This window comes from Streptomyces sp. NPDC048751 (assembly GCF_043198595.1).
In the GTDB taxonomy this organism is placed as follows: domain Bacteria; phylum Actinomycetota; class Actinomycetes; order Streptomycetales; family Streptomycetaceae; genus Streptomyces.
This window is the reverse complement of record NZ_JBICUX010000002.1, coordinates 834,887-857,164: the sequence shown is the minus strand read 5'-3', so window position 1 is coordinate 857,164 and position 22,278 is coordinate 834,887. Positions and strand designations below refer to the sequence as shown.

Annotated in this window: 28 protein-coding genes; 7 read left to right on the top strand and 21 right to left on the bottom strand. The window is 71.2% G+C overall.

Features of this window, described 5'->3' with window-relative positions; genetic code table 11:
* Positions 1–8: 8 nt before the first annotated feature.
* The 15 genes from ACGFNV_RS10950 to ACGFNV_RS10880 form a co-directional block, all read right to left on the bottom strand.
* The gene (locus tag ACGFNV_RS10950) at positions 9–1,343 is read right to left on the bottom strand and encodes a protein kinase (RefSeq protein WP_393621255.1); all 1,335 of its coding nucleotides are present in this window, start codon (positions 1,341–1,343) and stop codon (positions 9–11) included.
* On the bottom strand, positions 1,340–2,590 hold the full coding sequence (locus ACGFNV_RS10945) for a hypothetical protein (protein WP_393621253.1): 1,251 nt from the start codon (positions 2,588–2,590) through the stop codon (positions 1,340–1,342). The genes ACGFNV_RS10950 and ACGFNV_RS10945 overlap by 4 nt, the downstream gene beginning before the upstream one ends.
* 127 nt (positions 2,591–2,717) lie before the next feature.
* The gene (locus ACGFNV_RS10940; RefSeq protein ID WP_393621251.1) at positions 2,718–2,984 is read right to left on the bottom strand and encodes a hypothetical protein; all 267 of its coding nucleotides are present in this window, start codon (positions 2,982–2,984) and stop codon (positions 2,718–2,720) included.
* On the bottom strand, positions 2,981–3,238 hold the full coding sequence (locus ACGFNV_RS10935; protein WP_393621249.1) for a hypothetical protein: 258 nt from the start codon (positions 3,236–3,238) through the stop codon (positions 2,981–2,983). The genes ACGFNV_RS10940 and ACGFNV_RS10935 overlap by 4 nt, the downstream gene beginning before the upstream one ends.
* A 15-nt stretch (positions 3,239–3,253) precedes the next feature.
* On the bottom strand, positions 3,254–4,135 hold the full coding sequence (locus ACGFNV_RS10930; RefSeq protein ID WP_393621248.1) for a peptidoglycan-binding protein: 882 nt from the start codon (positions 4,133–4,135) through the stop codon (positions 3,254–3,256).
* 80 nt (positions 4,136–4,215) lie between these two features.
* Positions 4,216–4,623: an ATP-binding protein gene (locus ACGFNV_RS10925; RefSeq protein ID WP_393621246.1), complete on the bottom strand. Its 408-nt coding sequence runs from the start codon at positions 4,621–4,623 to the stop codon at positions 4,216–4,218.
* 23 nt (positions 4,624–4,646) lie between these two features.
* The gene (locus tag ACGFNV_RS10920) at positions 4,647–5,369 is read right to left on the bottom strand and encodes a hypothetical protein (protein ID WP_393621245.1); all 723 of its coding nucleotides are present in this window, start codon (positions 5,367–5,369) and stop codon (positions 4,647–4,649) included.
* Positions 5,369–6,472, bottom strand: coding sequence for a hypothetical protein (locus tag ACGFNV_RS10915; protein ID WP_393621243.1), 1,104 nt, complete (start codon positions 6,470–6,472; stop codon positions 5,369–5,371). Before ACGFNV_RS10915 ends, ACGFNV_RS10920 begins: the two co-directional genes overlap by 1 nt.
* Positions 6,473–6,502: 30 nt before the next feature.
* The gene (locus tag ACGFNV_RS10910; protein ID WP_393621241.1) at positions 6,503–7,525 is read right to left on the bottom strand and encodes a hypothetical protein; all 1,023 of its coding nucleotides are present in this window, start codon (positions 7,523–7,525) and stop codon (positions 6,503–6,505) included.
* A 35-nt stretch (positions 7,526–7,560) separates the two neighbouring features.
* A complete protein-coding gene (locus ACGFNV_RS10905) occupies positions 7,561–8,751 on the bottom strand; it encodes a hypothetical protein (RefSeq protein WP_393621239.1) in 1,191 nt (396 codons plus the stop codon).
* 21 nt (positions 8,752–8,772) lie between these two features.
* On the bottom strand, positions 8,773–9,987 hold the full coding sequence (locus ACGFNV_RS10900) for a hypothetical protein (protein WP_393621237.1): 1,215 nt from the start codon (positions 9,985–9,987) through the stop codon (positions 8,773–8,775).
* Between the two features lie 60 nt (positions 9,988–10,047).
* Entirely contained in the window at positions 10,048–10,968 is a 921-nt protein-coding gene (locus tag ACGFNV_RS10895; RefSeq protein ID WP_393621235.1) for a phage distal tail protein, read from the bottom strand.
* A gap of 19 nt (positions 10,969–10,987) precedes the next feature.
* Positions 10,988–12,280 (bottom strand): tape-measure protein, encoded by a 1,293-nt coding sequence (locus ACGFNV_RS10890; protein WP_393621233.1) that lies wholly within the window; start codon positions 12,278–12,280, stop codon positions 10,988–10,990.
* Positions 12,277–13,473 carry a phage tail protein gene (locus ACGFNV_RS10885; RefSeq protein WP_393621231.1) on the bottom strand — a complete coding sequence of 399 codons (1,197 nt, stop codon included), beginning with the start codon at positions 13,471–13,473 and terminating at the stop codon, positions 12,277–12,279. The genes ACGFNV_RS10890 and ACGFNV_RS10885 overlap by 4 nt, the downstream gene beginning before the upstream one ends.
* A gap of 27 nt (positions 13,474–13,500) precedes the next feature.
* Positions 13,501–14,319, bottom strand: coding sequence for a hypothetical protein (locus ACGFNV_RS10880; protein ID WP_393621229.1), 819 nt, complete (start codon positions 14,317–14,319; stop codon positions 13,501–13,503).
* 63 nt (positions 14,320–14,382) lie between these two features.
* On the opposite strand from ACGFNV_RS10880, the gene ACGFNV_RS10875 reads away from it, so the two are divergent.
* Positions 14,383–14,814, top strand: a complete 432-nt coding sequence (locus tag ACGFNV_RS10875) for a DUF3592 domain-containing protein (RefSeq protein WP_393621227.1) — start codon at positions 14,383–14,385, stop codon at positions 14,812–14,814.
* Positions 14,815–14,962: 148 nt separating this feature from the next.
* Here the strand turns inward: ACGFNV_RS10875 and ACGFNV_RS10870 are convergent, their stop codons facing one another.
* Positions 14,963–15,172 carry a hypothetical protein gene (locus ACGFNV_RS10870; RefSeq protein ID WP_393621225.1) on the bottom strand — a complete coding sequence of 70 codons (210 nt, stop codon included), beginning with the start codon at positions 15,170–15,172 and terminating at the stop codon, positions 14,963–14,965.
* A 286-nt stretch (positions 15,173–15,458) separates the two neighbouring features.
* Here ACGFNV_RS10870 and ACGFNV_RS10865 point away from each other — a divergent pair, with 286 nt between their 5' ends.
* A complete protein-coding gene (locus ACGFNV_RS10865) occupies positions 15,459–16,688 on the top strand; it encodes a hypothetical protein (RefSeq protein ID WP_393621223.1) in 1,230 nt (409 codons plus the stop codon).
* 57 nt (positions 16,689–16,745) lie between these two features.
* On the opposite strand, the gene ACGFNV_RS10860 is transcribed toward ACGFNV_RS10865, so the two are convergent.
* The 5 genes from ACGFNV_RS10860 to ACGFNV_RS10840 all read right to left on the bottom strand — a co-directional run bounded on the left by ACGFNV_RS10860 (position 16,746) and on the right by ACGFNV_RS10840 (position 19,635).
* Positions 16,746–17,099 carry a hypothetical protein gene (locus ACGFNV_RS10860; protein WP_393621498.1) on the bottom strand — a complete coding sequence of 118 codons (354 nt, stop codon included), beginning with the start codon at positions 17,097–17,099 and terminating at the stop codon, positions 16,746–16,748.
* 65 nt (positions 17,100–17,164) lie between these two features.
* Positions 17,165–17,455 (bottom strand): hypothetical protein, encoded by a 291-nt coding sequence (locus tag ACGFNV_RS10855; protein WP_393621222.1) that lies wholly within the window; start codon positions 17,453–17,455, stop codon positions 17,165–17,167.
* 88 nt (positions 17,456–17,543) lie between these two features.
* Complete coding sequence (locus ACGFNV_RS10850) at positions 17,544–18,143, bottom strand: phage tail protein (RefSeq protein ID WP_393621220.1); 600 nt, start codon at positions 18,141–18,143, stop codon at positions 17,544–17,546.
* 149 nt (positions 18,144–18,292) lie between these two features.
* The gene (locus tag ACGFNV_RS10845) at positions 18,293–18,706 is read right to left on the bottom strand and encodes a hypothetical protein (RefSeq protein WP_393621219.1); all 414 of its coding nucleotides are present in this window, start codon (positions 18,704–18,706) and stop codon (positions 18,293–18,295) included.
* Between the two features lie 428 nt (positions 18,707–19,134).
* Positions 19,135–19,635 carry a helix-turn-helix domain-containing protein gene (locus ACGFNV_RS10840; RefSeq protein ID WP_393621218.1) on the bottom strand — a complete coding sequence of 167 codons (501 nt, stop codon included), beginning with the start codon at positions 19,633–19,635 and terminating at the stop codon, positions 19,135–19,137.
* Positions 19,636–19,842: 207 nt separating this feature from the next.
* On the opposite strand from ACGFNV_RS10840, the gene ACGFNV_RS10835 reads away from it, so the two are divergent.
* The 5 genes from ACGFNV_RS10835 to rpsG all read left to right on the top strand — a co-directional run bounded on the left by ACGFNV_RS10835 (position 19,843) and on the right by rpsG (position 22,248).
* Complete coding sequence (locus ACGFNV_RS10835; protein ID WP_393621216.1) at positions 19,843–20,151, top strand: hypothetical protein; 309 nt, start codon at positions 19,843–19,845, stop codon at positions 20,149–20,151.
* A complete protein-coding gene (locus ACGFNV_RS10830) occupies positions 20,144–20,833 on the top strand; it encodes a hypothetical protein (protein WP_393621214.1) in 690 nt (229 codons plus the stop codon). The genes ACGFNV_RS10835 and ACGFNV_RS10830 overlap by 8 nt, the downstream gene beginning before the upstream one ends.
* Complete coding sequence (locus tag ACGFNV_RS10825) at positions 20,830–21,072, top strand: hypothetical protein (protein WP_393621212.1); 243 nt, start codon at positions 20,830–20,832, stop codon at positions 21,070–21,072. Before ACGFNV_RS10830 ends, ACGFNV_RS10825 begins: the two co-directional genes overlap by 4 nt.
* A 331-nt stretch (positions 21,073–21,403) precedes the next feature.
* On the top strand, positions 21,404–21,775 hold the full coding sequence (gene rpsL / locus ACGFNV_RS10820; RefSeq protein ID WP_003948652.1) for a 30S ribosomal protein S12: 372 nt from the start codon (positions 21,404–21,406) through the stop codon (positions 21,773–21,775).
* A gap of 2 nt (positions 21,776–21,777) precedes the next feature.
* Positions 21,778–22,248, top strand: a complete 471-nt coding sequence (gene rpsG / locus ACGFNV_RS10815) for a 30S ribosomal protein S7 (RefSeq protein ID WP_003992340.1) — start codon at positions 21,778–21,780, stop codon at positions 22,246–22,248.
* Positions 22,249–22,278: the final 30 nt, after the last annotated feature.

Genomic DNA, 22,278 nt, shown 5'->3' with positions numbered 1-22,278 from the left:
GGCAGGGATCAAGGGCTGTCGCGCAGCTGGCGCCCCACCGCCGCGGTCAGCTGGTGGCCGGGGCCGAGGGTGCTGACGAGGCGGTCGTTGAGCCTGGTGAGCCGGTTGCGGGCGGTGACGTGCCGGCCCAGGGCGGCCAGGGCCCTGGCGCGTCCGAAGAGGGCGGCGAAGAACGCGGGGTGGTCGGCGGCGCTCAGCGCGGTCAGTTCGGCGGAGATCCGCGCGAACGTCTTCTCCGCCTCGGCGGCCTCGCCATTCACCAGCAGTCGCTCCGCCTCCTCGAGGCCGGGCCAGAAACGCTCGGCCAGGGACGTCCCGGTGGCACCGGACTGCTTGCCCGGGGAGCGCGGGGCGTCCTGTCCACCGGGACCGTTCGGTACGCCGGTGGGGATGTCCCGTTCCCGGACCACGAGCTGCTGGGCCGAAACGGCGGCCCGCCCGCGCGCCGCAGGCCCGCCCTGGGGGGCCGCGGCCCCGCCCGGCCGCCGGTCGCCGCCCAACGCCCAGGTGGCGTGCCGGGCGGCGGCCGCGAGTTCACCGCGTACCTCCTCGATCCCCGGCCGTCGTTCCGGGGCCGGTTGCAGCATCCGGCCGATGACGGAGGCGACCGCCGCCGGAACGTCAGAGCGCCAGTGCGTGACGGGTTCCGGGGGCGCGCCGAGCACCCGTACCACGGCGGCGGCCGGGTCCGGGGCGGCGAACGGGGAGGCCCCGGCGAGCAGGGCGTACAGCGTCACACCGAAGGAGAAGATGTCGGAACGTGCGTCGCCCGGCCCGCCCGCGGCCTGCTCCGGTGACATGTAGCCGGGGGAGCCGAGCACACTGCCGCGGACCGTGTAGCCCGGTCCGTGCGGGGACACCTGGGTGACGAGACCGAAGTCGCAGATCTTCACCCGCTGCTCCGTGGTGAGCAGCAGGTTCGTCGGCTTGATGTCCCGGTGCGCGATCGCCGAGGCGTGGGCGGCCTCCAGGCCCTGCGCGATCTGCCCGGCGTGGCGCAGCACCTCGTCGACGGGCAGTGGCCCGCGGGTCTCCAGCTCCGCCGCGAGGCTCCGGCCCGCCAGCAGCTCCATCACGATGTACTGGGTGCCGTCGTGCTCGCCGCGGTCGTGGATGGTCACCACGTGCGGGTGCTTCAGACGGGCCAGGGCCCGGGCCTCACGGTCGAACCGGCCGTGCATCATCGCGCGGTGGGTGACGCCCCCGTCGGCGGACAGGGCCAGCGTCTTCACGGCGACCGGTCGCTGCAGGTTCTCGTCCCAGGCCTCGTGAACGGTGCCCTGGCCCCCGCTGCCCAGGCGCCGCACCAGCCGGTACCGTCCGGCGAGCAGGGTCCCGCTCATCGCCGCCCCCGCTTCCCCCGGGACCTCTGGTTCTGTCCTCCGCCTGCTCGGCGACCGGGTGTTCCCCCGGCCCCTCGGCCGCGTTCCGGGCCGGGCGCGAGCATCGTCGGGTGGGCCGTTTCCCTGGCCGCGGCCGTCGGCCGGCCGCCTTCGGGCCCCTCCTGCGGGGCCCGGACGCCGTTGTCGTCGAAGAAGAAGTTCCGGCCGCTGAGTTCCAGGAAGGCGGTGTCGTGCAGCACGATCGACTCGCCCCGACGCAGCCGCCGCGTCCCCTGGGGCGGCAGACGCACGTCCTCGCCCCGGGGCCCGCGGATGCGCGTGCCGTTGGCGCTGATGTCCCGGACCGTGAGGCTGCGGCCGGCCAGTTCCAGCACGAGGTGGTTGCGGCTGATCCACTGGAGCGCCGCCTCTCCCAGGTGGGCGGCGAGCGGCACCGCGTCGCCGGCCACCGTGGGGGCGCGGCCGACCGTGAGGGTCTGGCCCTCCACGAGCAGGAAGCGGTGCCGTACCTCGCCCTCGCTGCGCACCTTCAGCTGGACCTGGTGCGGCCGGGCGCCGGTGTCCTTGAGCGCCACGCCGTGCGTCGGGCAACGGACGGTGCCGCCGCGGCGGGTGGGGCAGGGCTGGCCGCCGCCGCGGGAGGGACCGAACAGCGGGCAGCCGGGCTCGGGGCACAACCAGTGCCGCAGGAGCAGGTCCTGGCGGGCGCCGCCGAGCCGCCGGTCGTACAGGCCCGCGGCGAGCAGCGCGCTCTCCTCCTCCTTGCGCGAGATCTGCCAGTCCTCCGGCTCCGGCATGATCCGGGGCCGCACATGGACCGTGCCGTCCGGGCCCGCGACGGCCCGCAGGAAGTGCTGACGGTCGCCCGGCAGCCAGGGGTGTTCGCGGTAGTAGTCGAGGAAGTTGTCGTCGGTGACCACGCGCAGCCGGGCCGCGGAGGCGAGTTCGACCAGTCGGTCGTCGGCGACCGGCAGGACCTCCAGCAGCCCGTCCGAGGACCAGCTCCCCAGCGTTTCGCGCTCGGCCGCCGTCAGCCGCTCGTCGGTCATCAGCGAACGGTCGGTGACGCAGTAGACCTGTACGGCGTCGTCGCGGTGGAAGGCGGCCAGCGCGTCCAACACGTGCAGCAGTCGCCTGAGTTCGGCACCGCGACTGCCACCCAGTGCGGTGTTGCGCACGATGTTCGCGACATCGACGGCGAAGTCGGCTGTCGACGCGTCGAGGGTCAACCGGTGGTCGGGTCGCATGGGCCCCGAAGCTAGCAGCCGCCTGGCGCCGGAAGCGGACGTTTCGCCGAATACGGTCAGGGTCAGGAGCGCGGCTCGATACCGGAGGGCGGTCACCCCGTAGCGGGGTGGCCGCCCTCCGGCGTGTTCAGCGGCCGGTCAGTTCCCAGACCGCGACGGCCGTCGTCGCCACGGCGGCCACGGCGCCGATGCTGGCGATGGGCCAGCGGGAGCGTTCCAGCGCGTCCAGCCGCTGCTCGTGGTCGGCCAGTTGCTTGTCGGTCTGGTCGCTGCGCTGCACCAGCAGGGCGAGTTGCCCGTCGGCCCGGGCGAAGCCGGCCTCGACGGTGCCCCGCAGGCGTTCGAGTTCGACGGCGACGACGGCCCGATCGGAGACGGAGGCAGGATCGGTCACGCCTTGCCCTCCTCTCGGCGCTCTTCCGATGTCGCAGCGTCCGGCGTGCTCGTCCGCAGCCAGGAGGGAAGGGCGGCCTGTACGGCGGGCAGGGCCATGACGCGGGTCACGGCCCCGGCGACCGCCAGGGCGCCGGCGACCCAGGGGAGGGTTTCGGGGACGCCGACGGCGCCCACGACCGCCGGCAGCAGGACGCACAGGCCGACAGCGGTCTGGACAACGGTACGGAGGGTTCGCTTGGCGGCCTCTGACACGGTGGACCTCGTTTCTCAGGAGCTGTACGGGACCTTCAGCGCCGCCCAGGACTTGGCGCCGGGCCAGCCGTCGGCGGAGGCGCCGGAGTAGCCGAGCTTGCGCTGCCACTTGGCGTAGGAGCGGCGGTCGGCCTCGGTCCACTGCGGGCCGGGGCCCGAGGTGTAGGCGGAGCAGCCGACGGCGACCAGGCGCTTGCCCATCGCCGTGACGATCGCGGACCGGGGGGTCTTCCGGAACCACTCGGCACCGGGGAACGGCTGGTACTGCGGGGTGCTGGGCGCAGGGGCCGAGCCGGTCGGTTTCCTGGCCAGGCGCGCGGCGATGCGGGCGCGCAGGTCGGCCATGGCGAAGCCACGCGGATCGATCTTGGTGCTGGTCCACTCCTTGTGGCCGATCACGGAGTGGGCGCTCCAGCCGTGCGCCCGGCACAGGGCGGCGGCGGCCCGCTCGATGGCGTCGAGCTGGACCTCGGGCCACGGATCCCTGCCGTCGCCGAGGTTGACGCACTCGAAGCCGTAGAAGTGGGCGTTGCCGTCCGTGGTGCTGTGGCGGGGGGCGGGCAGCTCGGCGCGCTCGGCGGTGACGGCGGCGAGGACGTCGGGGTCGCCGACGCCGGCGTGGTTGGCGCGTCCGTTGCCGACCAGGTGGACCGTGCCGTCCTTGGCGATCACGCCGTGGCAGAGCGGGCCGGGCAGCTCGGAGTGGCCGTCGAAGCAGAGGTTGACGCTGTTTGTGGTCCCGGAGGTGACGGTGTGATGGATGATCACGCCGTTGAGCGGGCCCCAACTGCCCTTGTGGTTGCGGTTGTGGGTGCGCCATCCGGGGTGTTCGACGACGGTGACGCCCTCGGCCCGCAGGGCGGACACGAGGGCGTCGGCGGACAGGGGTCTGGCCATGGGCGGTGCCTCCAGGGCATGAGAGAACCCCGGCCGGTCGGGCGGCTCGGGGCGTCGGGTGTGAAGGGACGGGCGGGGGCTCAGGCGGCGGGGTCCGTACCGCCGTCCGGGTCGGGCTCCGGCTCGCCGTCCGGCGTCCACCGGGCGCACAGGTTCACGTACGCCTCCGTGTTGGACCGGAAGTCGGCGACCGCCGCGGCGACGGCGCGCGGTACGGCCGTCGGGTCGGGGACGACCGGGTCCGTGCCGACGGGCTCGACGCCGATCCGCCCGTAGCCGCGGAGCACGGCGCCGTTGGTGCCGGTCTCGGTGAACTGGGCGGTGACGCTGACGGACGCGTGGCGGCCGGTGAGCGGGTCGGGCGTGATGATGCTGCTGAGGCTGGTGTCGGTGACGTTGATGTAGACGGTGTGGCCCGCCTCGGTGAGGGTGGCGCGGCCGGCGTAGTCGATCGCGACGCCCCAGGGCTGGGTGGGGTCGATGTCCATGGGTTCCTCCGATGTCGGGGGCACTAGGTGGTCTGGAGGCCGTACATGATCCGCGGCTGGGCGTAGACCGTGCCGGTGCCCGAGGCGACGCGGGCCTGGATCTCGAACTTGAGCAGGTTGCTGAACGAGGCGTCGAAGTTGTTGACCACGAAGTCGGTGTAGTCGAACGCCGCGGGAGCCGTGACGGTGCCGCCCCACTGGGTGTCGTTGACCATGACCCGGACCTCTCCGGTGGCGCCGGAGGACACCGAGGTCGAGATGTACATCCGCATCTTCGGCTGCCACAGCGGGTTCCAGGACCGGGCGACGGTCGACCAACTGCCCGAGGTGGTGCGCGGCCAGCGTTCCAGGGCCGTGTCGGTCGGCATCGTCATCGACAGCCACGGGCGGGCCAGGCCGCCGGTGTCGACGTCGTCGGCGAAGATCTCCTTGCCGTTGCGGTCGAAGATCCGCAGCGGCTGCTGCGAGGTGGAGGTGCCGTCGCCGTTGTGCAGGCTCAGGGCCATGGAGCCGGTCTGGCGGCGGATGGCCAGGCCGTACTCCTCCTCGGACCACATCCCGACCGCGAACACGGCCGGACCGCCGTCCGGCGGCCACACGGTGAGATAGCCGCCGTTGCTGATCTCCACGCCGCCCTGGGACACCTTGTTGAGGGCGGGCCGGGTGTTGACGGCGGTGGACAGCTGCTGGATCCGGCGTTCCATCGCGGTCAGCCGGTCGATGATGTCCTCGGGCAACTGGGGCATCAGACCTCCTCCAGGTAGAGCTCGGCGGTGTCGGGGCGGCCGCGCTGCGCGGGGCTGACCTTGACGCCGATGATCCGGTAGCGGTTGTTCAGTCCCTCGGTGAACCACTCGTCGGTGATGCGGATGCGCACGGTCCGGCCGAGCAGCGCGGGCGGCACCAGGTCGTCGAGGCGGACGGTGATCTCGGGGATCACCACCGCCCCGGTGGCCTCGGCCAGTTCGGCCTTGGCGAGGGACAGCAGGGTGGCGGTGTCGGAGACCTCGTTGTGGTCTGAGGACAGGTCGATGCGCGGATAGCCGGCGTTGATCAGCTCCGTGGCCTCGGGCGCGTCGGCGAAGAGCGGACGGGACTCGGCGGCCTGGTTGGAGTTGTCCGTGGCGCCGCGCGCCCGCGCGGTGGTGCCGCCGCGGGTGGCGTCGCGTGGGAAGGAGTACGCCAGGATGTTGCCCGGCCGGTCCATGACCAGGTCGGTGGTCCCGGTGTTGATCTTCGGGCTGCCCAGGCGCAGCCGGCGCACCCGCTGCCCGGTGGACGGGTCGCGGTAGACGGCGATGTGGTGCTCGAATCCGGGCTCCACGGCGGCCATCGCGTCGATGGCCTCCAGGTAGATCGTCTCGTCGCCGTCGCGCCAGTTGCCCGAGCGGCGCTCCTTCGAGCTCTCGTCGCCGTAGGTGACTCCGATGTCGCTGCCGGGCAGGGTGGTCTGCAGGTAGGTCCACACCGCGCGGACCACGGCCAGCGGGTCCTGGTTCTTGTAGTAGAGACTGGCGCGGATGCGGCGGCGGGCCGCGTACGACTCGAAGGTGGCGGCCTGGATGCCGAGGGTCAGCACGCCCCGGTCGTCGCTCTGGAGGGTGCTGGTCCAGACGATGCCGCCCCACCACAGGTCGTTGCCGCGCTGGAGGTAGACCGCGGTGCGGCCCTCCTCGATGCGGCGGACCCGGGCGGCCATCGCCGCGTCGGGTACCGGGACGGTGCCGGAGAGGGATCCGGGTTTGCCGATGTAGTCGTCGACGGTGACGTCCCGCAGCGGCAGGATGTCGATGGTGGTGTCCTCGCGCAGATCGCAGAAGATCGCGCGGTACGGGGTGTTGGTGGTCATGCGGCGGTCAGCTCCTGGGTGAGGCGGTGGTCACTGCACGAAGCAGGCGGAGAACCGCAGGGTGTTGCCGACCTGGATGACACCGCTGGTCGACCAGCTGAGCAGGTACACCGTGCCGTCGGGGTTGATGCGGACGGCGCCGTCCGCGTACCCGTCGGTGGCGGACGCGTACGTGTCGTTGGCGGGCCGCCACCCGGCGGGCAGGGTGCAGATCAGCTCGTCGTTGACGTTGCCCGGGTTGGTGCTTCCGGCGGCCGTCGCGGTGAGGGAGGCGGTGGTCCGGGCGAGCGAGACGCTGAAGGAGCAGACACCGCGGGTACGGCGGGCGTTGTACGAGCTCAGCGACCAGTTGCCGGACGCGGTGACGCCAGTGGTGTTGGTCTCCACGGCGACCGGCGGCTGGTAGTCGGCCCAGGCGGTGCCCGTCCAGCGCTGCAGGACGCCGCTCATGTCGCGGTACTGGCCGGGATGGGCGCCGATGGCCGTGTCCGTGGTGACGGGCAGGATGCCACCGACGGAGACCGTCGCGGTACGGCGGCCGGTGAGGGCCGTGCCCCAGGGGATGCCGTTGGTGCCGGCGCTCGCGCCCTTCGGCACCGTCACCTCGTACAGCGGCAGGGACATGGCGGGCGCGGCCGGTACGACCGGGATGGCGGCCGGGGTGCCCTTGACGATCTCGACGGCGGCCTCGGTGCGGCCGGAGCCGTCGTAGGTGTCGTCGTAGATCTTCAGGACGACGAGGTCGAGGCGGCCGTACTGGGCGTCGCCGTCCTCGAAGGTGAGGGGCAGGTACTCGGTGAGCGCGACCGGGTAGGCGCCACGGGCGTCCGTGCCCTGGACGACGGCCCGGCCGGGGCTGACCGTGGCGGTCATGGAGTTCGCGGTGCCGGTCAGGGTGAACCCCGAGATGCGGGACTGGCCGTCGGCGGAGCCCGGCAGGATGCCGGAGCGGGTGGCGACGGCCGAGGTCGGGGTGAGCGTGCCGAGCGGGACGACCCTGGTGTCCTCCAGGGACTGGCTGTCGGGGGAGAGCCAGCCGGAACGGACGGGCATGGTCGACTCCTTTCCGTGAAGCGTGAGGCGGGAGTTCAGGCGATCGGGTCGACGCGCAGATAGCGGGCGTCGAACCAGCAGGTGACCGTGGCACTGGTCGACCGGTACATGGCGGTGACCGTGCAGGTGGTGCCGACGGCCAGGCCGTTCAACCGCAGCTGGGTCGACACCGACTTGCCGATGTCCCCCGAACTCGTCGCGGTGCGCTCGTCGTCGGCCGCCCAGATGACGGTGGAGCCCTGGGTGACCTGCGGGGACATGTAGGCGGAGACGGTCTCGCTGGACCGGGTGAGCATGCGGGCGCCCAGGCCGATGAGGACCGAGCCGGACGGCGGGGCCGTGAAGGTGAGCGTGAGCGGGGTGGCCGACGCGTCGGCGAGTGTCGGGGTGTAGGTGGTCGAGGTGGTCGACCCGGCGTCCAGGGTGTTGGCGAACACCGGCCCCGGCACGGCCGGCAGCCACACCGTGCCGTTCCAGCGCTGGAGCTGTCCGGCGGCGGAGTCGCGGTACTGGCCCGGGTAACCGCTGCTGGTGAGCGCGCCGGCCGGGACGATGCCGCCCACGTCCCTGGGATACGGCACCCACGCCGTGCCGTTCCAACGCTGGAGCGTGCTGTTGACGTCGCGGTACTGGCCCGGATAGGCGCCGGTCACGGTGTCGTCCGGGCCGGCCGGCAGGATGCCGCCGACGGCGACGGTGGTGGGCCGCAGGTCGGTCTGCGCCGTGTCCCAGTCGATGCCGCCGGTGCCGGAGCTGCGGCCCTTGGGGACGGCGACCTTGAACAGCGGCAGGGACAGGCCCGGTGCCGCGGGCGCGGCCGGGGTGGCCTCCGGCTTGCCCTTGACGATCTCGACGACGGCCTCGGTGCGGTCGCTGCCGTCGTAGGCGTGGTCGTAGATCCGCAGGACGACCAGGTCGATCCGGTCGTACAGGGCGTCGCCGTCCTCGAAGGTGAGCGGGACGCCGTCGGTGACCGCCACCGGGTAGGCGCCGCGGGACTCGGCCGCCTGGACGACGGCCCGCCCGGAGCTCACGGTGGCGGTCATGGTGCCCCTGGTGCCCGCGAGCCAGAAGCCGGAGACGCGGTGCTCCCCGGTGTAGGAGCCGGGCAGGATTCCCGAGCGGGTACCGATGGGCGAAGTGGGGGTGAGGGCACCGAGCGCGGCGACGCGGGTGTCCTCACGGGTCTGGCCGTCCGTGGACAGCCAGGCGGAGCGTGCGTTCATGGCGGGTCCTGTCGGCAGGGGTCAGGAGGCGGCTTCGTAGGTGCCGTGGAGGGACAGCACGTCGTTGGCGGCCCACACGAACGGCAGCGACTTGTCCCACACGCCCGTGCTGGTCTTCAGGGTGTCGCGCAGCCGGTAGACCATGCCGCCGTTCGCCGTCGCGAGCAGACCGGTGCCCTGGTGGAACAGGCCCGCCGAGGCGTCGAACGCCTCCGCGGTCATGACCCGTCCGTCCAGCTTCCAGGCGGTGGACACCGGCGCGGTCGGCAGGGAGAAGGACCAGTCGCCGTTGGTGTCCTGGGCAGCCAGGTTGGTCGTCGAGCCGATCTTGAGATAGATCCGCACCTGGACGACGTTGCCGGTCTTCACGTACGACCCGGCCAGCGTGCCGTTGCCGATCGTGGGCGCCGTGCCGTTCTCGCTGCGCCAGACCGGGGTGTAGTCGGTCCAGTTGGCGACCGGCTGGTACGACACCCAGGTCGAGCCGTTCCACCGCTGGAGCACTCCGGAGGAGCTGTCGCGGTACTGGCCGGTGTAGCTGGCCGTGGTGACCGTGCCGGCCGGGGCGATGCCGCCCAGGGCGCTCGGGTAGGAGACCCACGCGGAGCCGTCCCAGCGCTGGAGGGCGCCGCCGGAGTCGCGGTACTGGCCCGGGTAGGCGCCGTTGCCGGTGTCGCCGTACGCGGGGAGGATGCCGCCGATCGCGACGGTGGTGGAGCGCAGGTCCGTCACGTCGTTGTTCCAGTTGATGCCGCCCTTGCCGGCGCTGATCCCGGCCCGGACGGTGACCCGGTAGATCGGCATCGCGATGTCCGGGAGCGCCGGCGGGGTCGGGTTGGTGTCCGCCTTGCCCTTGACGATCTCCAGGGAGACCGTGGACTGCGCCGAGCCGTCGTAGAGCTTGTCGGAGATTTTCAGGACGACGAGGTCGATGCGGTCGTTGGCCTCGCCGTCGACGAAGGTGAGGGACTGCGGTTCGGGGAGGGTGACGGGGTAGGCGCCCTGGTTGCTGTCCGCCTGGACGACGGCCCGGCCCTCGTGGACCTTGGCGGTCATGGTGCCCGCGCCGCCCTCCATCCAGAAGCCGGAGAGGCGGTACTGGCCGTCGAAGGAGCCCGGGAGGATGCCTGACCGGACCTCCAGCGGGTTGGTCGGGGTGGTCGCGCCCAACTGGGTCAGTCGGGTGTCCTCGCGGGTCTGGCCGGTTTCGGCCAGCCATGAGCTGCGCAGGTTCATCTGCTGGTCTCCTGTGATCTCCGGAAGGTACGGGGGAGGTGAGGGGCGGTCAGGGGGCGGTCACCACTCCGCGTCGCGCCAGCGGACCGTCATCCGGGCACCGGTGTCGAAGGTGTCCGGGCGGAACGCCAGCTGGGCGCGGCCCGGTTCGAACGCGAACAGCTCCTCGGGGCTGCTGTCCGCCGCGGCCGTGTCACGGCGGGAAGCGGTGCTGTTGAGGGTGACCGTGCCGGCGGCGGTGTCGACCACGAGCTCGTCGCCGTCGGCGAGCTTGATCTCGTAGCGCAGTCGGCGGCCCGAGGTGCGGTCGGTCACCGTCGGGCTGGCGCACGGGCCGGTGAAGGTGATCAGCGGATGCGTGGGCGCGGAGCCGGAGTTGGCGGCGATCACGTCTCCGGTGGAGGCCGACTGCCCCCAGTACAGCGGCCAGGTCAGCGGCCAGGTCAGACCGCTCTCCGGCTGCGGGGCGCCGGTGACCGCGCTCTGCTCGGTGACCGAGTAGCGGCGCGGGTCGGTGGCGTACCACTGCACGGACGCCCGGGCCACGCCCTGCGTGGTGTACGTCCGGTCCGCGGCCAGCACGCGCTGGCTGACCCGGGCCCGCACGGCCAGGGTCTCGCCGTGCAGCCGCACCGCCAGCCAGCGCTCCGCGTCACCGAGGAGCAGGGCCTGGCGCAGGGCGCGCATCGCGGACAGCGAGGAGTCCGAACTGTCCTCCGACGGTACGGTCCACACCGTGCCGCCGATCTTGCGGGGCCGGGCGTAGCGGGCGCCCGGCCAGGCGCCGTGCGCGGTGGGGTGGTCGGCGTCCGAGGTGTCGTACTCGGGCAGGTCCTCCCAGCCGCTCAGTCCGCCGCGGTCGATCTCGTAGGGGGTGCCGGGGCCCAACAGCAGTCCGGCCCACTGCATCTGCCCGTCGCGGGTGATGAGTGAGCCGGGTGCGGTGTCCTCGGTGTATGCGGTTGTGGTCGTCTCGGCCATGGGGCCGTCACCTCACTTCTCAGGCTGGGGTGCGTGCGTGGGCCGCCGCGAGGAAGAGCAGGTCCTCCGCCGTGCCGTGGGCACCGGCGCCCCGGCTCTCGTGGAACTCCGTGATCCGGTGCGGGGGCCCGGGCCGGTGGCGGTTGCGCAGGGCGAGCGCCTGCTGCCGGCGCAGGGCGGTGAGCGGCAGTACCCTGCCCGCCCGCCGCGTGGCGCCCGGGACCGCGACACCGCCCTCGGCGAGCATCGGGATCTTGTCCAGGTCGACGCCGAACTTCTTGCCGAACAGGCTGAAGCTGAGGCTGTTCAGCCCGTCGACGATCCAGTTGGCGAACGCGATCAGGCCGTTGACCGGCCCCTTGATCACACCTGCGACGGTCTGCGCGCCGGTCTCCACGAACTGCCCGAGCCCGCGCATCGTCCCGGACAGGGCCTCCTTGATCCGGGTGAACATCCGGGGGATGTCCTGACTGATCCATTTCAGCGCCGGCCCGACCGCGTCCTTGAACCCCCGCCACACCGCGGACACCTTGCCGCTGAGGGCACGGGTGTCGCCGGTGGTGAGGGCCTTGAGGACGGCGAAGCCGGTGCCGATGAGGGTGGCGATGCCGGTGACCGCGGTGGTCACGACCGAGAGGTAGCCGCTCACGTAGGTGCTCACCGCGCTCGCGATGCCCTTGAGCAGCGGGGCCATGATCGTCAGGTAGCTCTCGACGTACTTCAGTACGAGCGTGGCCAGCTGCTCCATGAACCGCTGCCCGGTCTCCGAGTTCAGCGCCAGGTCGACCAGCCACCCGGCGACCGGGAGGAGGAGGCCGGTGACGAAGCCGATGGGGTTGGCGCGGGTGAGGGCGTTGATGACCAGCATGACGCCGGAGCCGATGGTCATGGCGGTGCCGAAGGTGTCCAGCAGGTTGCCGAAGAGTCCGGCGGCGTCGATGAGTCCGCCGACCAGCGCCACGACGCCGCCGAGACCGGACGCGAGCCTGCCGAGGAGGCGGCCACCGCCTTTCGCCCCGGAGCCGACCCTCTTCACGCCGGTTGCGGCGGAGGTGGCCTCCTGCCCGGTCCTGGTGACGGAACGGGCGGCGGCGTCGGCGCTCGTCTGCATCCGACGCAGGGCCGTGTTGCCCTGGCCGGCGGCCGGACGGATGCGATCGATGCCGGTGGCGGCGCCCTTGATCCTGCTGGTGAAGGAGCGCAGGGTCCCGTTGGCCTGTTCCACCCGGCTCCGCATGGAGCGCAGGGTCGGCGCGGTCCCGGCGAACGGATTGCGGAGCAGGCCGCCACCGGCGGCGACGGCGGCACTCATCCGCGTGCCTTCGCCAGGAACATCAGGGCGTCAGCGGTCCGCTGCGGGCTGCTCGTCTCGGCCGCGTAGTAGTGCTCGATGTGCAGCGCGCCGCCGGCCGCCCCGGACGCTCCGGCGTACGCCGGCCCCTGCGCGGCCGCCCGCTTCAGCAGCCGGTCGAGCTTGCTCAGCGGCAGCACCGCCTCCGCCTCACCGGCCTCGGCGAGGAGCGCCGGGACACCGCCCGAGCGGGGCATGACGACACCACCGGTGGCGAGCGCGGGGATGCGCGGCAGGCTGACGCCGAAGGACTTGCCGCCGACCTTCGGCACCCAGCCCGGGATCGACACCTTGATGCCGTTGAGCCTGCCGATCGCGGAGTTGATGATGCCGATGACCGCGTTGATCGGGCCCCGCACCGCGCCCTTGATGCCGTCGAAGGCGCGGCTCGCGATGCCCTTCAGGCCGCCCCAGATGCTGGACAGCTTGTCCGTGACGGCCCGGAAGGCGTTGGGGATCGCCGACTTGATCCAGCTGACGACGGGTGAGACGACGGACTTGATGCCCTTCCAGACGCTGCTGACGACCGTCCTGATCGCCTTCAGCGCGGTGCTGATGACCTGCTTCCAGATGTTGACGTAGGTCTTGATGACCGTGGCGATCGCCTTGACGACGGCCGAGACCGCCTTCTTGATGCCGCTCCAGACCGACTTGATCAGCTTGGCGGCGTTCTTCATGATCGGCCCGATGGCCTTCATGACCTTGCTGATCACCGATTTGATGACCTCGAAGGCGGTTTTGAGTACCTTCTGCATGGTCTTCGACCGGGTCGCCATCTCGACGACCTTCTCGATCAGGGGCGCGAGCAGGTCCATGAGCATGCCGAAGAAGTTGCCCTTCATCGACTTGTTCATCTTGTCCTGGCCCTTGGCGGCCCTGCTCGCCCCCGCCTCGTACTTGCCGAGGTTCTTGCCGGCGGTGGAGCCGGTCCGGCCGGCCTTGCCGATGGACTTCTCGGCCTGATCGGACGCGCGCTTGAGGTCCTTGAGCTCCTTCTCGGAGCCCTGGGCGGCCGTCTTGAGGGCCTTGAGCTTGGTGGCTCCGGCCTGGCCGGCACTGCCGATCCCCTTCGCGGCGTTCGCGGCGCCGTCCGCCTTGGACTTGAAGTCCTGCAGCGAGCCGGTCGCCTTCTTCAACGAACTGACGAGACTCATCGAACACCTCCTTTCGAACTACGGCGGTCAGGACTGACCCACGGCTCCAGCAGCGGCGTTGGCGTCGGAGGCGAGCGATCGGAAACGGTCTCCGAGGGTCTGGGTGGCGCTGGAGAGGTCGCGGGTCGCGCCGGCCACGTCCCGCAGGGTGCGTGGCTTCGGGAGCCTGTCGGGGTCGTAGTTCCTGAGCTTTCCGTTGAGCGCGCCGACGGCCTGGGCGACGTCCCTGATGTCGTCGGCGGGGTTCGGGCTTATCGCGTCCTTGATCTTCCCGAGAGCCGTGGCGATCTGGGTGAGGGTGCGCGGGGATTTCATGTTCCGCGCCGCCGAATTGAAGGCGACGATTTCCGGAGTGAGACCGTTCAGTGCGGTCTTGAGGCCGTTGAGGGTCTCCTCGGAGAGGTTGTGGGGGTTGATGGAGACGGACTGGGCGGCATCGACCTGGGCCCGTGTACGCCGTTCCGGAAGACCGGTCTCCGTTATGGTCCAGAGCCTTCCGGTCACCCGTTCATGAAGGTTGTTGAGAATGGTCCCGAGCTTGAGGAACCGGTCGTTGATGAAGGCCAGGCCCGCGGCCACCCCGAGCAGCGTCATGCTGATCGGGTTCAGCTGCTGGAAGGACTCCAATACGTCCTTGAGCCCGATGGCCTCGGCGAAGGCCTCCCAGGCGTTCTTCTGCTCGTCCTTGCCTGCCTTGACGGCTTCTACGATTTCCTTCTTGCCCTTGTCGAACTCGCTGTTCGTCAGGTTGTTTCCGGGTTTGACGTGTGTATTCAGCGTGGCGTTGACCGTGCTGATTTCCTTTTTGATGTCGGCTATCTTTTCGAGAATATCGGCCTCAGCCATGTGTACCTCGGTTCGGATAGCGAGGGGTTGACCCTCGCGAACGGCCACTGCTAGCTTCGCTCTGTGGAAACCTCAACTGCTGTTTTTCTGGCTCTGGGATTCGCTCTCGTATTTCTGGCAACCATCAGCTTGGTCGTTCAACTGCAGAGTTTTCTGACCCACCGCCTCCTGTCGAATCTGGAGCGGCACGGGGTCGAGGGCGAGGCGATAGCCAGGCGTCAGGACGTCATGGCCGGGCAGGCGCGCGTCTACTTCGAGGTCCGGCTGCCGGAAGGTGAGCCGAGGGCCGAGTTCTACGAGCTGTTCCTGACCTCGCCGGGTCCGGTGGGCACGGTGGTGCCGGTCGTGTACGACCGGAGGAAGCCGAGCCGGGCGAAGACCGGAACCCGGCAGGAGATCGACTTCCGCGCCGAGCGGCGCCTGGTGCAAGTGATGGGCGGCGGCGGGCTGGTGATGTTCGTCGTGGGGGTGGTGCTGTTGTTCACCGCCAGGTGAGTGCGGGCGCGGGCCGGTCGAGGCCGCACAACACAGCGGCGCGGTGACGGTCGGCGTGCGTGCCGACGCATCCCACGCCGTTTTTCGTGCCTGTGTGCTGGTGGGGCTCCCAAGTGGGGTCAGGACGACATGATCGGCCGGGAAGCTCCTACGAGCGGTTGCGGTCGCGTGACCGGTGGGCCTCCGTCAGCGCGTCCGACCAGCCGGCGGCGTAGGCACGTGACTCCCGGTCCAGCAGTTCTTCGTACACCCGGTCGAGCAGGGCCTCGCGGCTGGCGGCGGGGGTGCGCAGCAGATGGGCGAGGCGGGTGTAGGTGTCGATCGGCTGCTGCGGGTGGTTGCTCGTGCCAGTCGCCATGTCGGCCTGCTTTCCCTTGTGTCCGTCGGGCTGTTGGTACACGTGGCGCCTACGGAGGCGTTCGAGACGCGTGTTCGAACTAGTGTACGAGTAATCCTGTGGTTCGGGCGGTGTTTGCCTCGTCGGCTCCCCCTCACCCTCGTGCGGACCTGCGGTGATACGGGGGGACGCGGCGAACGGTCCGTCAGGTTCTTGGGTTAGGATCCGGCCGTTCTCCCGTTCGTGAACGAAAAAGTGAACGACCAGGCCCCCCAAGGAACTCGGAGGGCCCGGTGTGGGACGGTGGATGGCTACGGCAGCCGTCCTCGCGCGGGGGGCGCGCGAAGGAGCAGCGGACGAGAGCAAGATCTACGGGGTGCCTTACGGGGTGGACGGCGACGCGAGCAATGCGCGGGACGACCGGGCGATCGACTGGCTTGAACAGTCCCCTGACCTCCCGCACCTCATCGCCCGCCTGTCCGAGCTCGTCCACCGGCTCGGACACGCCCCCGAAGACCTCCTCGTCCTTCCCCGCGCCGAACTCGAACGGCGTGAACTCGCCGCCTACAGCGCCGGCTGGGCCGACGTCGTCGCCGAGGAACTGCCCGCCGTCCGACGCGCGTACGAGGAGCGGATCACCGCCGCCTACCTCCAGGGCCAGGAGGACGCCCGCACCGGCGACCGCCCCCGCCGCGCCCGGCGCCCCGAGGGCCAGGAGGGCGGCCACGTCATCCCCTTGCCCTATCTCCAACTCCTGCGGCCGCCCACGGAGGTGACGCGGGTAGAGGAGCGCGGTGAACGGGAGCGGTCGGTGGCGGACGGTTCGCCGGCACCGACGCCGGAGCCGGCGGACGAGGGTGAGGGCGCTTCCGGGGAGGAGCGCGGTGCGGAACAGGTGCCGGACGACGGCAGGGACAAGGGCGGCATACTGCTCTCCGCCCGTGATGTGCGCGGGCGTTCGGCACGCTCCGACCGGCGCCGGGTCGTCCGGCGCAACGGACGGCCGAGTGTCCCTCCGCTGACCAGACCGGGCGACCACCCCGCCGGGCGTGAGAAGGGCCGCCGCCCGGACGCGCCGGAACAGCACGAGGAGCCGCCCGAGACTTCCGGCCCCCGCCCCGAGGACCGCCCCCGGCTCTCCGACAAGGCCCGGGCACTCGCGGACGAGCTGGAAGGCAGAGGGAAGGGCCGCCACCGCGACGAGGACGACGACCAGCCCACCCCCGAAGGCCCCCGCGACCGTGACCGGCCGCAGGGGCGTGGGGAGCGGGACCGGTCGGACGGACGTGGGGAGCGGGAACGAACGGACGGACGTGGGGAGCGGGAACGAACGGACGGACGTGGGGAGCGGGAACGAACGGACGGACGTGGAGAGCGGGACCGGCCGGACGGACGCGGGGAGCGGGACCGGCCGGACGGAGGCGGGGAGCGGGATCGGCCTGACCGGGCCGACCGCCGCGACGGACGTGGGAAGAACGCCCCGCAGGACCGCGCGGCCAAGCGCGACCAGCGACCGGGGACAAGACGCCCCCGCTGAGGCCCCCTTGTCACTCGGTCCCGCGCATCCGCCCGGCGCCACCCCCCGCGCCGTTCCTCAGCCGAAGAAGCGGGCGAGCTGGACCGGGCTCGGGGCGGAGTTGTCCTCGGTCGGCGCTGGGGTGTCGCCGACGGGAGCGTCCCGCTCCTCCTCCGGTGGGTCGCCCGGGCGCGGTACCGGTACCGGGGGTTCCGGGGCCTCGCCGTCCTCGGCCGTGTTGACCGTGGCGAACATCCAGTTGGCCGCCGCCAGATGGTCCACGGCCGCGGCCAGCAGATGGTCGGTCACCGACCACTCCGCGGCCTCCCCGTGCAGATCCCGGTTGAGCGCGCTGTCCCGCGGCAGGTGCTTGATGAGCACCGAGAGCCGCCGCGCGGAGAGGCGGTCACGGTGCCAGTCGAGCAGGTCGATGCCGTAGTGGCGGAGCAGATCCGCCTCGAGTGCCTCGGCGTGTTCGTCGACGAACCCGACGAGGCTCAGCCTTCCCCCAGGCCGAGCCCGGTCTCCTTGCCGTAGGCCTCCAGGATGGCGGCGATGTCCTGCATGGTGATCTCGTGCCGCTCGAAGCGGGCGAACTGCTCCTCGCCCATGAGCAGTCCGAGCAGCCCGTCGACGTCGTTGTCGTCGAGGTCCCGCAGGGCGCGGGCGGTGGCCCGGGTCAGCTCGGTGGGCAGTGTGAAGGAGTCGCCGTCGAGCTCGAACGACCAGGTGCGGCCGAGGGCTTCGAGGCGCTGGGCGCGGGCGGCGTTGACGTCGAAACGGGCCATGGGGATACGTACTCCTCGGGGTTGTCGAACGGGGTGCCGAAGCAGTGGAAGGGCGGGCGGGGCGGACGAACCCGCCCCGCCCGGTGGATCAGGCCGCGTACGAGTCGTCCTTCATGACGAAGCTCGCCAGCGCCGAGCCGTCGGCGTTGGCCATGGCCGTGAAGGTGATGCCGAGCTGGGCCGCGGACTTGCGGGCCAGCTTGATGTCGTCCGCCGCCGTGACCTGGCCGCGCGGGATGCCGAAGCGGTAGGTCACGGCCGAGCCGTCGCTCGCCTGGACGTCCGTGAACTCCAGGCCGAGCGCGCGGACGTCGGCGAACGGACGGTCCGCGATGTCGTACTGGAAGACGTCCGTGGCGCCGGCCACCGGGTTGATCTTGCCGCCGCCCATGAAGAACGGCAGCGTGTCCTCGTTGAACTGGAGCAGCGAGAACTTCAGGGTCAGGTCCCGGTCGGAGTAGACGAAGTGCACCGGGCTGACGGCCTGCCACACGTCGACCGGCTCCAGCTTGTCCTTCTTGCTGAAGGTGACGCCGTCCCCGGAGGTGTAGCCGAGGTCCTTCCAGTCGGCGCCCCAGTCGGTGGCGGAGGTGCCGGTGAAGGCCGTCGGGACCTTGGTGTCGGCCTTCGCGACGAAGAGGCGGCCGACGCCGGCGATGCGGATCTCGGAGGAGTTGGTGCCTGCCATGGTTGGGGTTCTCCTTGTGTGAAAGGGCAGCGCGCGGATGCACGCGCCTCAGGGGGGCGCACCTGGAGCGGTGCTCCGGGTACGACGAAGGCCCCGCCGGGTGACGGGGCCTTCGGTCTGTGGGGCGGCGCGAGTGCGCCACGGGGTGCTCAGTAGACGTTCAGGAACACCTTGAGCACGCTCACGTAGCGGTTGGCCGCGGAGTAGAGGTAGTCGGGCAGCCAGCGCGGGCCGTCCTGTTCCTCCACCTCGGTGATCTGGTTCCGGCCGTAGCGGTTGCCGGCCGCGGCGAGCAGGGCGCGGCGGGCCGCGTTCGCCAGGGTGTGCGCCGCCTCCTTGGTGGGCCCGTACACCTCCAGCTCGATCAGCGGCTGGTCGACGTGGAGCTCACCGATCCAGGCGCCGCCGCGTCGGTTGACGAGGACGGCGGCGGCCCTGCCGTCGAACCCGTCCGGCGCGTCGACGCGGACGAGGGCCGTGGAGAGTGCGGGGTCGGCCTCCAGGACGTCGACGACCAGGGCCTCGACGTCGGGGAAGGCGCTCGGTGGGGTGGGCGTGGTCATGCCGGGTCACCTCGGGCTGCTGGGCGCGCGGGGCGCGCGGTACGGAAGAGGGCGCGAGTGCGGAAGGGAAGGGCGCCCGGTACCGGCGTAAGGAGAGACGCGGTACGCGTGGGACGGGCGGGCACCGCCCGACTCGCGGGCACAGCTCCGCCGCTGCACCAACTGTGACACGGATCGTGCGCGCACGCAACTTATTGGGTGGGGGAATCCCCGGAGATGTGATCAGAGGGGGCGGAGGTGCTGGTCGGAACGGTGATGCCAAGGTGCTTCGGGAGACGGGCCCGAGCCGCCCATGGAGCGGGATGGCGCGCTGGAACCGGTGGGAAGGGAGGTGTGACGCCGGCCGCCTTCCCCGTCAGTGGGCGAGTCCCACTGCCTCGGCGGCCGTGCGGCGGAGTGCGCCGTACGTCGTGCCTCCTGTGCGTGGATCAGTCTGCGGACTGCGAGGAGGGCACCGCCGAGGCCGCCCCTGTCGTGATCCGCGCTCCTTCGAGTCCCTGCGGTGCCGACTCCGCGTCGCCCGGCAGGAACTGCTCGACGACTTTGACGAACATCTCCCGCCGGTCGGCGGGCACCCCCAGCAGATCGGCCACCTCCTCCAGCGTGGGACGGCGGACGACGTCCGCGCCCGGTGGATGAGGTGTGCTCAAGTACGCTTGGGGATCGGCAAGTTCCTCAGCGGTGAGCCGACCGGAGCGGATGAGCATGTCGCGCACCGGAACGCCGAGCACGCGCGCGAGCCGGCGCGTGGTTTCGAGGTCCGGCATGCTCTGCCGCTGGAGCAGACGTGTGACGGCGGCGCGGTGCACGCCCGCCTCGTCCGCGATCCGGGACTTCCCCCCGCCGCGAGGACTGTCGATGTCGTAGCCGCGCTCCCGCATGAGGTCCTCGACCCATGCCGCGAACGCGTCCAGATCCTGGCTGGTCATCTCTGCTCGCTTCCCTTGGAGGAGGCAAGTTTAGCTTGCTTGCGCGCGCGGAATTACGTGCTCTCGAGCAAGCACTTAGGAAAATAAGTGCAACTTGGGGAGATTTCGAGAAGGCGGCGATCCCAGGCAAAGTTGCGAGCGCGCACGCAATCTGGCAAGGTTGAGGTCGTTCGCTGCACTGGCTCGGCCCGCACGACAGGGGGACACATGCCGACCACAAGCCCACATCGCCCGCACTCCACCTGGCGCTCCGCCGCGGCCTGCGTCGGCCTCTCGCCGCGCGTCGTCTTCTCCCGGCGCCCCGCCGAGGCCGCTCCCGCGTTGCGTGCGTGCACCGTCTGTACCGTGCGCCGGTCCTGCGAGGAGGCCGTGGCCCCGGCCGACACCTGGTTCGACGGCGTCTGCGCGGGCCGCCTCTGGCGCTCCGGCCGCCCGGTCCGACTCCCAGCCACCCCTCACCCCGCCATCCCTGCCTCCGCTCACCCCGCCACTGCCCCGGGAGACACCCTTGCCTGAGGACCAGCCGATCGCGCAGGCCGCCCTCTGGATCGGTCAGCTCCTCCAGCAGTTCCCCGAACTCGCCTCCGAACTCGTCCCGGGCCGCGCCTCGGCGGCCGCGCGCCCCGCGGCCGCACCCCCGCCCGGCCTCGACGCCCGGCTGCGCCAGGAGCGCGAGGAAGCGCTTCTGCTCCAGCAGCGCCACGGCCTCACCGCCCCGGGCCACAGCGCGGCCCCGCTGCGGCTGCACGTCTCCGACACCATCCGCGACATCACCGACGGCGTGGTGGAACTGGAGGAGGCGGTGCGCGACCGGCTCGGCCTGCCGCGCCCGCGCCGCGCCACCGTGCCGGAGCGGCTGCGCCGTATCGCCGGACTCCTCGACGACATCGCCGCCGATCCCGTCCTCGCCGCCCACGTGCGCGACGAGGCCCGCCGGATGGCCCGCCGCTGCGCCCGCGCGCTGGGCGACACCGAAACCGTCGTACGGATGTCCGGCCGCTGCCCCTGGTGCGACTCGGTGTCGCTGCGGGCCTTCCCCGACCGCGGCGCCGTCCTCTGCATCAACCCGGCCTGCCGCTGCGAGGACCCGCACTGCGGCTGCCGCGACGACCCCGCCTACCGGCACACCTGGTCCGAGGGGGAGTGGGAGCGGCGTACCTCCGCGGCCGCGCGCAACGACCGGAAGGCCGCCCGATGACCATGCCGTACGACCGTCGGGGCGGCGCCCCGGCCCTCATCCCCGGCGAGCTCGCCGCCCGTGAGGCCGGAGTGGCCCCCGCCACCATCCGCAAGTGGGTCCAGCTGGGCCGTCTCGCCGCCGCCGGCCGGGCGGGCCGGGCGCTGCTGTTCCGCCTGGAGGACGTCTTCGCCGCGGAGCGCGCCACCCGGCGCACACGGAAGCGAGGCGGAGCCGAAGACCGAAAGGCCGAAGACTGAAGACTGAAGACTGAAAGACAGAGGACTGGGACGTCTCGGATGCGGGCACCCGGCAGGGCAGGCGATTTGGGATGATTGACATGGTTCTGCCGGGCCCGCCCATTTGTTTTGACCACAGCGAATGAGGTAGGTACGCTCAGACCTTGTGCCTGGGGTGTGCCCTGGCCCTCGTGCGTGTCTTGAAACCGCAGCGGGGGCCGCGATCGGCCACCGCAATCCGCGCCCTTTCCGCCTCGCGGCGGGATGCTGCCGGATTCGACACACCCGACCGCGTGGGTCGGCGACGTTCCAGGTTAGCTTCACCATTCGGCACACAGAAACCGGAGAAGTAGTGCCTACGATCCAGCAGCTGGTCCGCAAGGGCCGGCAGGACAAGGTCGAGAAGAACAAGACGCCCGCACTCGAGGGTTCGCCCCAGCGTCGCGGCGTCTGCACGCGTGTGTTCACGACCACCCCGAAGAAGCCGAACTCGGCCCTGCGTAAGGTCGCGCGTGTGCGTCTGACCAGCGGGATCGAGGTCACCGCTTACATTCCGGGTGAGGGACACAACCTGCAGGAGCACTCCATCGTGCTCGTGCGCGGCGGCCGTGTGAAGGACCTGCCGGGTGTTCGCTACAAGATCATCCGCGGCTCGCTCGACACCCAGGGTGTCAAGAACCGCAAGCAGGCCCGCAGCCGCTACGGCGCCAAGAAGGAGAAGTAAGAATGCCTCGTAAGGGCCCCGCCCCGAAGCGCCCGGTCATCATCGACCCGGTCTACGGTTCTCCTCTTGTCACCTCTCTCATCAACAAGGTGCTGCTGAACGGCAAGCGCTCCACCGCCGAGCGCATCGTCTACGGCGCCATGGAGGGCCTGCGTGAGAAGACGGGCAACGACCCGATCATCACGCTGAAGCGCGCTCTGGAGAACATCAAGCCGACCCTCGAGGTCAAGTCCCGCCGTGTCGGTGGTGCGACGTACCAGGTTCCGATCGAGGTCAAGCCCGGTCGTGCCAACACGCTTGCGCTGCGCTGGCTGGTCGGTTACTCCCGCGCCCGTCGTGAGAAGACCATGACCGAGCGTCTGCTCAACGAGCTTCTCGACGCCTCCAACGGCCTCGGTGCCGCTGTGAAGAAGCGCGAGGACACCCACAAGATGGCCGAGTCCAACAAGGCCTTCGCGCACTACCGCTGGTAGTCGCTACCCACATCGAGACCGAGAGAAGAC

Coding starts and splice junctions, on each gene's coding strand:
- ACGFNV_RS10835 (WP_393621216.1), top strand. CDS start 19,843: ATGCCGACCACAAGCCCACATCGCCCGCACTCCACCTGGCGCTCCGCC.
- ACGFNV_RS10850 (WP_393621220.1), bottom strand. CDS start 18,143: ATGGCAGGCACCAACTCCTCCGAGATCCGCATCGCCGGCGTCGGCCGC.
- ACGFNV_RS10930 (WP_393621248.1), bottom strand. CDS start 4,135: ATGGCCAGACCCCTGTCCGCCGACGCCCTCGTGTCCGCCCTGCGGGCC.
- ACGFNV_RS10870 (WP_393621225.1), bottom strand. CDS start 15,172: ATGGCGACTGGCACGAGCAACCACCCGCAGCAGCCGATCGACACCTAC.
- ACGFNV_RS10825 (WP_393621212.1), top strand. CDS start 20,830: ATGACCATGCCGTACGACCGTCGGGGCGGCGCCCCGGCCCTCATCCCC.
- ACGFNV_RS10900 (WP_393621237.1), bottom strand. CDS start 9,987: ATGAACCTGCGCAGCTCATGGCTGGCCGAAACCGGCCAGACCCGCGAG.
- ACGFNV_RS10925 (WP_393621246.1), bottom strand. CDS start 4,623: ATGGACATCGACCCCACCCAGCCCTGGGGCGTCGCGATCGACTACGCC.
- ACGFNV_RS10920 (WP_393621245.1), bottom strand. CDS start 5,369: ATGCCCCAGTTGCCCGAGGACATCATCGACCGGCTGACCGCGATGGAA.
- ACGFNV_RS10905 (WP_393621239.1), bottom strand. CDS start 8,751: ATGAACGCACGCTCCGCCTGGCTGTCCACGGACGGCCAGACCCGTGAG.
- ACGFNV_RS10855 (WP_393621222.1), bottom strand. CDS start 17,455: ATGGCCCGTTTCGACGTCAACGCCGCCCGCGCCCAGCGCCTCGAAGCC.
- ACGFNV_RS10895 (WP_393621235.1), bottom strand. CDS start 10,968: ATGGCCGAGACGACCACAACCGCATACACCGAGGACACCGCACCCGGC.
- ACGFNV_RS10880 (WP_393621229.1), bottom strand. CDS start 14,319: ATGGCTGAGGCCGATATTCTCGAAAAGATAGCCGACATCAAAAAGGAA.
- ACGFNV_RS10845 (WP_393621219.1), bottom strand. CDS start 18,706: ATGACCACGCCCACCCCACCGAGCGCCTTCCCCGACGTCGAGGCCCTG.
- rpsG (WP_003992340.1), top strand. CDS start 21,778: ATGCCTCGTAAGGGCCCCGCCCCGAAGCGCCCGGTCATCATCGACCCG.
- ACGFNV_RS10890 (WP_393621233.1), bottom strand. CDS start 12,280: ATGAGTGCCGCCGTCGCCGCCGGTGGCGGCCTGCTCCGCAATCCGTTC.
- ACGFNV_RS10945 (WP_393621253.1), bottom strand. CDS start 2,590: ATGCGACCCGACCACCGGTTGACCCTCGACGCGTCGACAGCCGACTTC.
- ACGFNV_RS10915 (WP_393621243.1), bottom strand. CDS start 6,472: ATGACCACCAACACCCCGTACCGCGCGATCTTCTGCGATCTGCGCGAG.
- ACGFNV_RS10885 (WP_393621231.1), bottom strand. CDS start 13,473: ATGAGTCTCGTCAGTTCGTTGAAGAAGGCGACCGGCTCGCTGCAGGAC.
- ACGFNV_RS10865 (WP_393621223.1), top strand. CDS start 15,459: ATGGCTACGGCAGCCGTCCTCGCGCGGGGGGCGCGCGAAGGAGCAGCG.
- ACGFNV_RS10840 (WP_393621218.1), bottom strand. CDS start 19,635: ATGACCAGCCAGGATCTGGACGCGTTCGCGGCATGGGTCGAGGACCTC.
- ACGFNV_RS10950 (WP_393621255.1), bottom strand. CDS start 1,343: ATGAGCGGGACCCTGCTCGCCGGACGGTACCGGCTGGTGCGGCGCCTG.
- ACGFNV_RS10910 (WP_393621241.1), bottom strand. CDS start 7,525: ATGCCCGTCCGTTCCGGCTGGCTCTCCCCCGACAGCCAGTCCCTGGAG.